The organism is Streptomyces sp. AB3(2024) (genome assembly GCF_041862025.1).
Taxonomy (GTDB): domain Bacteria; phylum Actinomycetota; class Actinomycetes; order Streptomycetales; family Streptomycetaceae; genus Streptomyces.
This window is the reverse complement of the sequence record NZ_JBGWAB010000203.1, coordinates 1-9175: the sequence shown is the minus strand read 5'-3', so window position 1 is coordinate 9175 and position 9175 is coordinate 1. Positions and strand designations below refer to the sequence as shown.

Sequence of the window (9175 nt, the reverse complement as noted above, 5' to 3'; positions counted from 1 at the left end):
TCCGAAGGGGACAGGGACCGCCGCGGGCACGCCGAAGACGTGCGTGAACCACTCACGCAGAAGGAGAGGGGATCCTGGGCGGCGGGTGAAGCACCCGTGCCGCCCGGCGACCCATCCAGTTCTACCGACGCCCCCGCCACCTGGCAAAGACCCCGCCTACTACCCACCCTCGCAGCGGGAGCTCCGGAGCCGCCGGCGGGGTCGGGAGGATCCGTGCAGGCCGGAGCCGCTCCCGGAGGTCGAAGCCGGCCTCGCGGACCACTACTACCCGGGATCGTGTGTGACGTGGGCCCTATGGGCCGAGTCACCACGGGGACCCCCGAACCTCACCCGACGTGACCACTCGTACCCGTGTCGGATGCCCTCCGGAGCCGTCATCGGCCGGCGGGGAGCGACCCGTGGCCGTGCCGGGAGAGAGGGTCGGCCCTGTGCCCGTGCCCCGCCCGTTCCGTACGCTGGGCGGCATGCGCACGCGCCCCACGCTGAGCTGGACCCCCTCCGAGGACCTGCCGCCCGGCACCGAGGATCCACGGCCCGTCGCCGCCGCCCTGCGAGCGGGCGGGGTACTGGTACTGAGCGGAGCGGGCCTGTCCACGGAGTCGGGCATCCCCGACTACCGGAGTGAAGGGGGGAGCCTGCGTCGGCACACCCCGATGACGTACCAGGCGTTCACCGGCTCCGCCCAGGCCCGGCGGCGGTACTGGGCGCGCAGTCACCTCGGCTGGCGCACATTCGGCCGCGCCCGGCCGAACGCCGGGCACCGGGCCGTGGCGGCGTTCGGCCGGCAGGGGCTGCTCTCGGGGGTGATCACCCAGAATGTCGACGGCCTTCACCAGGCAGCCGGCAGCGAGGGCGTGGTGGAACTCCACGGCAGTCTGGGCCGGGTCGTCTGCCTTTCCTGTGGCACCTCCGGCTCGCGCCGGGAACTCGCCGGACGGCTGGAGGAGGCCAATGCCGGCTTCGAGCCCGTGGCCGCCGCGATGAACCCGGACGGTGACGCCGACCTCACCGACGAACAGGTCGGGGACTTCCGGGTGGTGCCCTGCGCGGCGTGCGGCGGCGTCCTCAAGCCCGACGTCGTGTTCTTCGGCGAAACCGTGCCCCCGTCGCGCGTCGAGCACTGCCGAGGACTCGTCCGCGAGGCGACCTCACTGCTCGTCCTGGGCTCCTCGCTGACGGTGATGTCCGGCCTCCGGTTCGTCCGCCAGGCCGCCGAAGCCGGCAAGCCGGTGCTGATCGTCAACCGGGACCCGACACGGGGCGACCGGCATGCGCTCACCCGGGTCGGCCTCCCGTTGGGCGCCGCCCTCACGACCGTGGCCGACCTGCTGGACGTACCCCCGCACGGCCCGCCGACGTCCTGAGCAGCCGCGCGCGGGGCGGCCCTGCCGGGACCTCCGCACGGGCGCCGTTGTTCAGGGTCTCGGTGTCCGGGGGCAGGGGCCGCCGCGGACGAGCAGGCTGCGGTGGTGGCGGGGCCGGTCGCCGGGTTCGTGGGCGGCGTCGGAGCGGTCGGCCGGTGCCGAACGCCGTGCCGGGGAGTGCAGTGTCGCCAGGCCTGCCAACACCTGCTCCCGGTGGTGCGCGGACTTCATCCACCCCGGGAGCCGGGTCGTAGGCCCACAGGATGCGTCCCGCGCACCGCGTCCGGAGCCACGACGGCGGCCGGGGCACGACGAGCGCCCGGCCGCCGCACCCCGGGCAGACCACGGGTATCCGCGCGGTGAACCGGACGAGCCACGTGCCGTGGTCGTGGTGGCGGAGCGGGCCGGGGGCCGCGGAATCGAGGCTCATGACGAGCACCCTGCCGCACCGGTGCGCGGACGGCCTCCAGGGGGTGCCCCATCGACGGCGTGCACACGGCCGGGGGCGCGTGGAAGCACTACCCTCTCCCATCGCGCTACGTGCGCCCCCTGAGCTCCGCGCACGCCGGTACGGGCGGCCGGACCTGCGCCTTTGTGACCCTTCCGGTGGCCTCGGAACGACTACGGCACGACTACGGCCGGACAGCTGCGGAGGGACCCGCCCCGATCCGGCGTCGTGTTGGCCGAATTCCTGCCGTGCCGCGTCCGTACCCCTACCGTGTAAGCCAGTTGGCCGCGGGCCTGACGAGGGGGATGCGGCGTGTCCACGTGGAACGGCATCGGTACGAAGTACCTGGGATTCAGCCACCGGCAGCCCGACGGCAGCCACCACGCCACCGAGTGGTTCGTGATCAGCTACATGCCGGTCGTACCGCTGCGGCGGTACCGGCTGGTGGTGGGGACCACGCAGTATGCGCCGGGCGCCGTGGGGGGCGGCACGTCGACCACCGCCTATCGCGTCCTCGGACGTTCGCCGGTACGCGTGCGTGACGTCCTGACCACCTACCTGACCTGGTGGGTGGCCGGTCCCGCCCTGGTCCTCGGTCCTTTCTTCCTCATGGCCCGGGTGGCCCCGGACGCCGGCCGGGGATCGGGCTTCTGGAGTGGAGTGATCGTCATCGGCGCGCTGGTGTGGGTCGTGGGTCTACCGCTCCTGCTCATCTCCCGGTCCAGGCGGTGGCGCGGCCTGCCCTGAGCCTCGTGGGGGCACGGGCGCACGCCGCCTCGCCGCGCCTCCGGTGCGCGTGCGGCCGGATCAGGACAGCCGGATCAGGGCAGCCGGCAGTTGTGGAAGCGGGCGGAACGGATGTGCCCGAAGGCTGCCGGGAGTTGCGTGACGCCCCGTGCGGGAAGGACGGTCAGGCTCCGGCCCTTGTAGCCGGGCTTGTCGTAGACGGTGACGCACCGGCCCCACGGCGCGCCGTCGGCCTTGCGGGTGGCGGCGCCGTTCCACACCGATGCCGCGTCGTTGAACCCCACGTAGGCAGTCGTCTCGGGGAAGCGCGGCATGTCCGTGGCCACCAGGCTGACCACGCCCGTGTACGCGGGACCGGTCCATCCGCACACCCAACCCGGCGAACAGTGCTTGCCGGGGGCGTCGGAGCCGCCGGCTCCGGCGCGGGCCTCGGGGGCGAGCGCAAGGACGAGGACGAGGCAGGCCGCACCGACCAGAGCGCGGGCCGCGCCGGTCCTTCCCCCGGCTCCCGCGCGGCCCTGTCGCGTCACGGCTCCGGCCTGTGCGCTCACGAGGATCACCGCCGCTCTCCGGTCGTCCGCCGGGCTGGTGAGGGACTGCCGCCCGCTTCCATCGCACCTCCCCTCCATGGAGATCGCACCTCGGGAGGCGCGCCGGCCCCAGCGGACTGCCCTCCGGCCCCGGCACAATCCCGTTGGTGGTGCCGGCGACGCCCCGGCTAGCATCCGGTGGTGATCACGCCCGCAGACACGTCCTTCCGCGACGCGGTGCGTCGAGCCGACATCCGCTGGCTGTCCGGCCACATCGACGCACGGTTCTGCCCGCCGGCCCTCTTCGGGCCTCTGGTCCGGCACGGGGATCCTGGCCTGCGGCACCTGGGGCTGATCCTGCTGGCCGAGCGCGTCGCGTCGGTCCGGGCGGCCGACGCGGCGGGAATGGCCGAACTCGCTGAGCTGCTGCCGACGTCCGTGGAGGGACCGCCCGAGGCGGCGCTCGTCCTGGCGAGGCTCCACGAACGACTGGGGCCGTATCTCCGGGAACCACGCATACCCGCATGGCGTTCGGCCGGGCTGCCGGCGCGGGTGCGGATCGCCTGGCTGCGCGCCGAGCTCCTGAACGATCCGACGGTGGTCCGGAAGGAGGCTCCGGGCGAACTGTTGTACCAGGCCGTGCGGGAGACGACCGTCACCCGCGCGCACCGGCCGGAGCAGCTCGTGGACGAGCTGGCGGACAGCGGTGACCCGGTGCTGCAGGCCGCGGCGCTGCGACTGGCCCGGCAGGGACTGCACGCCGGTCTGCTGGCCCCCGTACTGGTGCGCGGCCGTCTGGTCGGCCTCCTCGGCGCGGGCAGCGCCGACGTCGCCGCCGCCGCGCTGGACGAACTCGGCCGGCCGTGGGCCGCGCTGGCCCCCTTGCCGCTCGGGTGCCTGTCTCCCTTCCTGACGGCCGGTTCGGTGGTCGCACGGCCCGCGGCAGCCGACGCGGCGCTCACGGCCGCGGCCCGCCACGGGCACGCCGGGCTGCTGTGGCAGGTCATCGAGGATCCGGATCTGCCGCCGGGGCTCCGCAGGCGCGGGACGGAGCTGCTCGGTGACCTGGCGGACCGCGGTGACATCGGCGCGTTGACGGCCGTCGCCGCACGCGACCCGTTGCTGTTCGGCGGGCCCGCGATGACCTGCCTGCGCGGGCTCCACCGGCGCGGGCACTTCGCCGACGCCGCGCAGGTCCCGTCCGTCCTCGGCCTGGCACTGGCCGATCACACGATCGCGCCCGAAGAGGTGGCGACGATCCTGTTCACCCGTCGGCTGGAGATGTTCCGCGCACTGGTGGATGCGCCCGCCGACGACCCGGGCTGGCCGCGGCGGATCGCACTGTTGGTCGCCCTGGCCGGACAGGGGGCGGGGGAACTTCCCATCGGTGACGCGATCACACGGGCGCTCGCCTCGGCCCCCGCCCCCGGGCCGTTCCTCGGCGCGATCCGGGCGTTGCGGCACACGGATGCCGAGGAAGCCGTGATCGCCCTCCTGCCGTCGGCGCCCGCTGTGGCCCTGGCCGCTCTGGAGGCCATCGGCGGGCACCGGACGACGGCCGTGCTGAGGCGAGGACTCGGTCTCGCCGCGGGCCCGGACCCGGCATCGGCCACCGCCCCCACCGTCACCCCCGAGGGGAGCGGGGGCGTCATCGCACCGCACCTGCGTGCCGTGCGCGACCGCGCCCTTGAGGTCCTGTGGCACCTGACCCAGGATCCGGCCGAGCGGCGCGCCGTACTCGACCGTCTCGATCCCGCCGATCTGCCCCCTCGCATCGCCATCGATCTGGGCGGCCCGGACGAGCGGGAACTGGCCCTCCTGAGTTCCCACCTGGACCCCGGCCGGCCGGTGGCCGCGCTGCGCAGGCTGGCCGCCCACGGCGGCGCCGGCACACTGCCGGTCATCGCCGACCTGCTCCTGCGCATCGTGGCCGAGCTGGCGGCGTCCCATGAGCCGGGCGGAACCGCCCCTCGGTCCGATGACGGCCGGCCCGCCGGGGAGCCCGTGGTGCCCCAGGAGGTCCTGGAGGCCGTGCACGGCCTGGGCCGTCGCCTCCACGCGCGGGGACGGATCAGGCCCTCCTGCCTGCTCGACGCGGCCACCGCGGCGGAGGCCGGACACGCGCTCGTCGCGACCACGGCGCTGGACCTGCTGGACCGGCCCGGACTGTCGGCCGGCGAGCAGGCGATCCTGCTCGAACTCCTGCTCCGTGCCCCCTACGCGGGCACCCGTGCGCGGGTGCACCGCCTGCTGCGGCACCGCGACCGGCACGTGCGCAAGCACGTGATCGCGCTGCTCGCCCGCGACGCCACGGGGGACGACGCGCAGGCGCTCTCGGCGACCTTGATCCCACTGACCGCGGCCCACGACGTCCAGACCGTACGGCAGGCGCTCCTGGCGCTCGGTCACGCGCGGGCCCGCTGGGCCTCCACCGCGATCGCCGCATGCCTCGGCCATCCGAACATGAACGTCAAGAAGACCGCCGCCGAGGTCCTGGTCGGCGCGGGCACGCCCCTGGCCGTACCGGCGATGCTCCACTGGCTCGGGCGCCACGACAATCCGGGCCTGCGCGGCACGCTCGTCGAGGCACTGCGCGGCGTCCTCGGCGACGCCTACCCGGCGACCGTCCTCGCCGCCGCCGAACACAGCGAGGACGCCCGTACCCGCGCGCTGCTGCTGGAAGGCCTCGACCGTACGCTGTCGGCGCGCTCGGTCCTCGCTCTGGACGGCCAGTCGTCACGGGTCGCGCCGACGCTCCTCGCCCTGGTGGCGACCGGCCGGATCGGCCTCGCCTCCGGGACGGCCGGGGACCTGTCGACGGCCATGGCCCACCACGGGATCACCCCGCCCGCCGTACCGCCGCCGACGGTGGACACCGGGGCGGAACACGACGTCAGGAGGCTGACGGAGCAGGGGTGGGACCCGTCCGTGGCGCTGCGCCTCGCCGCGAGGCCCGAGCCGGTGGACCCCGCCCGACTGCGGACGCTGCGGCCCATGCTCGCGGACTGGCTCCGCCTGGCCGGCCGCGAACCCGCCGTCCGGGCGCGTCTCGTCCTGCGGCTCACGCTGCGGCTCTGCCCCGCGCCGTGGACGGCCGGGGAACTGGCGGTCTTCGGCCGGTCCACGAACGTCCTCCTCGCCGGACTCGCCGGACCCGCCGGACCCGCCGGGCCGGACGCGGCCCCGGCCGGAGACCGGGACGACCTCATCGCGGTGCTCGAAGCGGTCGCGCCGAGCCTCGCGGCGGCCGAGAAGGCAGCCGTCGCCCACACGGTGCGCGCGCTGCCCCCCGTACCCGCGGGGAGCCGGTCCACCCTGACGCTGCTCCGCGCCCTGGGCGCGGTGCTGGTCCGTTCCGACCTGGATCAGGCGCTCGCCTCGGCCCGGCTGGGGGCCCGCCCCCGGGAGGCGGAGGCCGCCGTGCTGCGTGACGCCTTCGCCGCCCCGCACTCCCCCACGGCCACCGCGAGATCAGGGCGGTGGCGAGCCGCGCTCGACGCGGCGGTGCGCTCGCCGAGGGCACCGGAGGAACTGCGCCGGCTCCGCGAGCGCCGGGACGGCGTTCCCGGGTCCCGGGAACGCCTGGGCGCCCTGATCGACGTCCACCCCGACGCCGACCCCGGGGTACGCGCCGCGCTCGTCGACTGGATGACGGACGTCCAGCCCCTCGACGCACCCTCCTGGACCATCGCCGAGACCGCCCGCGCCGCGGCGCCGCGCCCGCGGACCGTGCGCGTCGACGACCTCGACCAGCCCCGTTCGACCGCGCTGCGGGAGCGCCTGCTGGACATGCTGGCGGCCCCCGCTCCGGACCGTCGGCACGCCGCCGCCCTGGCGCTCTCGAAGTGGCCGGAGCCCGAGGCCGGGCTCGCGGTGCTCCGCGCGTACCTGCGGGGCCGCGTCGACCTGCCCGTCGGTGCCGTCCCGGCCCGCGCGCTGACCTCCATCGGCGAGGCGGAACTGCGCGCGGACGAGGTCCTGCACGAGCGGGTGGCCCTCGTGGCGGCCCGGCTCGACGCGTGGGAGCTGGAACCGCTGGTCCCGCTGCTGCTCGAATGGTGGGAGCACGACCCGCCGTCCGGTGGTTCCGCAGCCGGGCGGGCGCTGCGCGCGTTCCCCGCCGACGTACTGGCGGAGCACCTCGGCGGGCGCCTCGACGCCGGGGCGTGGGGGTTCCTCGACCTGCTCCACGGACGCTCCCTGCTGCGCACCCCCGCGCTCGCCCGGGTCCAGCGCCGGCTGCGCGCCGAAGGGCGCGACGACCTCGCCGACCGGCTGCTGCTCGACGAGGGTCCGCTGCGCCGCCCGGACGCGGCGGAGCGGGACGCCGCCGCGCTGGCGGTGCTCCGCCACCGTGCCCCGGCCGCACCGGCGGAAGCGTCGGCGCCCCCGTCGCGGCAGGAGCTGCTGGACCTGGCCCGCAGCGGGGACCCGGTGCGGGTGCGCCGGGCACTCACGTGGCTGGCCGCGGGACACCGCGGTCCGGACGCGGACCGGGACCCCGGACTGCGGGAGCTGATCGCCGAGCTGCTGCGCCATCCCGGGCCCGGGGTCCGCCTGCACGCCCACCGGACCTCGCGGGCCATGCTGGACCGCCCGGCCCACCTGCACCACACGTCGATCCTGCTGGACGACCCCCAGCCGGACCTGGTGCGCACGGCGATCCGGACGCTCTGCCACGCGACCTGGGCGCCCGCGGCCCCCGCCGTGACCGGATTGCTGGAGCACCCCCATCCCGCCGTCCGCAAGGCCGCGGCCGAGGGGCTCGTGGGAATGGGTACGGTGGCGGTCCCCGCCCTCCGGCATGCCGCCGGGCACGCCCGACCGGACAGGCGGTCCGTGTACACGGTGGTTCTCGAACGGATCGAGGCCGCCGGAGCCGGGTAGTTCCGTCAAGGCCGACGGTTCATCGGTCCGCCGTCGGCCTCGCGCTCGGATCGGCATCCGGCGTCATCGGGCCGGTCCGTACGTGCCCACGCGTGCGGCGCCAGTACCAGCGGGTCGCCGCCAGCAGGGCCACACCGTAACCGGAGAAGGCCGTGTACCCGATCCATCCCACCAGCAGGGTGTCGTCGGCCGAGTCGAAGCTCCCGGACGGAATGTCGACCGCACCCGTCTGGGCCAGCGCCAGGTACCCCAGCCCCAGCAGCCCGTACGGCACCAGCGTGGCCGTCCCGATCAGCGCCGGGGTCAGCGGCAGCCACCGCGGCAGGCGCAGGCCCCACGGCCGGATCAGGCAGAACAGCAGCAGGATCCCCGCGAGAGCCATCAGCACGGTGGCGTCCAGCCCCCACCGTTCCAGGGTCAGCCACGCCCCCGAGGCCCCGTTGCGCTCGGACTCCGCCAGCACCTCGGCCCCGCTCACCCCCGCGAAGGTGCCGCCCAGGGCCCAGTGGAGCTTCATCGCGATGTACGGCAGGAAGGTCAGCACGCCGGCGTACGGGATCCACCGCCCCGGCGGTCCCGGCCGGGCCGCCACGGCCGCGTCCCGCCTCGCGCCGGCGGCCACGGCGACGGCACCCGTGAGCAGTGCTCCCGCCAGGCCCAGCGCGTGTGTCACCGCCCCCGTCACGCTGTCCACGCCCTGCCCGAACAGCAGCGCGAGAACGTCCATCAGCAGCGTGCAGCCGGCCGCCACGGACAGGCCGCAGGCCACCCACAGCAGTACGCGCGCTCGCAAGGCGAGCCCCGCTCCCGCCACTGCCGCCGACCCCGCGAGGGCCCACACGGCAACCGGCGGCCGGGCCTCGAACAGCCCGGCCCCGGTCGCGAGGGCACCCGCAGCACCCGCCCACCAGCCACACACCACCGACAGCTTCGGAATCGGCATCTTCGACGTCATGACACGAGCCTCGCCCCGGCGGGCCGGCCCGCACATCACTTCGCGGGTTGATCCCGCTCCCCCGCCCGGGGGAGGGCGCGGAGCGGGTTGCGGGCATGGGAAAACGCCCGGCGGGTGGTCCCGGCCGGGCGTTTTCGTGTGTCTGCGGTGCGCTGTGTGCGCTGTGCGCGGTCCACGGGTGGTTTCGTACCGGTGGTTTAGTACCAGTGGTTGTTCTGCCAGAAGTTCCAGGCGCCGACGGGGC

5 protein-coding genes are annotated in these 9175 nt (G+C 75.4%); 3 read left to right on the top strand and 2 right to left on the bottom strand.

The window, feature by feature from the left end; all coding sequences use genetic code 11:
* Positions 1 to 464 precede the first annotated feature (464 nt).
* Both ACEPPI_RS38415 and ACEPPI_RS38410 read left to right on the top strand, forming a co-directional pair.
* The gene (locus ACEPPI_RS38415) at positions 465 to 1364 is read left to right on the top strand and encodes an NAD-dependent protein deacetylase (protein ID WP_373919896.1); all 900 of its coding nucleotides are present in this window, start codon (positions 465 to 467) and stop codon (positions 1362 to 1364) included.
* Between the two features lie 760 nt (positions 1365 to 2124).
* A complete protein-coding gene (locus ACEPPI_RS38410) occupies positions 2125 to 2559 on the top strand; it encodes a hypothetical protein (RefSeq protein ID WP_373919895.1) in 435 nt (144 codons plus the stop codon).
* Positions 2560 to 2633: 74 nt separating this feature from the next.
* Here the strand turns inward: ACEPPI_RS38410 and ACEPPI_RS38405 are convergent, their stop codons facing one another.
* On the bottom strand, positions 2634 to 3110 hold the full coding sequence (locus ACEPPI_RS38405; protein ID WP_373919894.1) for a peptidase inhibitor family I36 protein: 477 nt from the start codon (positions 3108 to 3110) through the stop codon (positions 2634 to 2636).
* Between the two features lie 180 nt (positions 3111 to 3290).
* On the opposite strand from ACEPPI_RS38405, the gene ACEPPI_RS38400 reads away from it, so the two are divergent.
* Positions 3291 to 7976, top strand: coding sequence for a HEAT repeat domain-containing protein (locus ACEPPI_RS38400; RefSeq protein ID WP_373919893.1), 4686 nt, complete (start codon positions 3291 to 3293; stop codon positions 7974 to 7976).
* Between the two features lie 19 nt (positions 7977 to 7995).
* Here ACEPPI_RS38400 and ACEPPI_RS38395 read toward each other — a convergent pair whose 3' ends face one another.
* Complete coding sequence (locus ACEPPI_RS38395) at positions 7996 to 8931, bottom strand: hypothetical protein (protein WP_373919892.1); 936 nt, start codon at positions 8929 to 8931, stop codon at positions 7996 to 7998.
* Positions 8932 to 9175 lie beyond the last annotated feature (244 nt).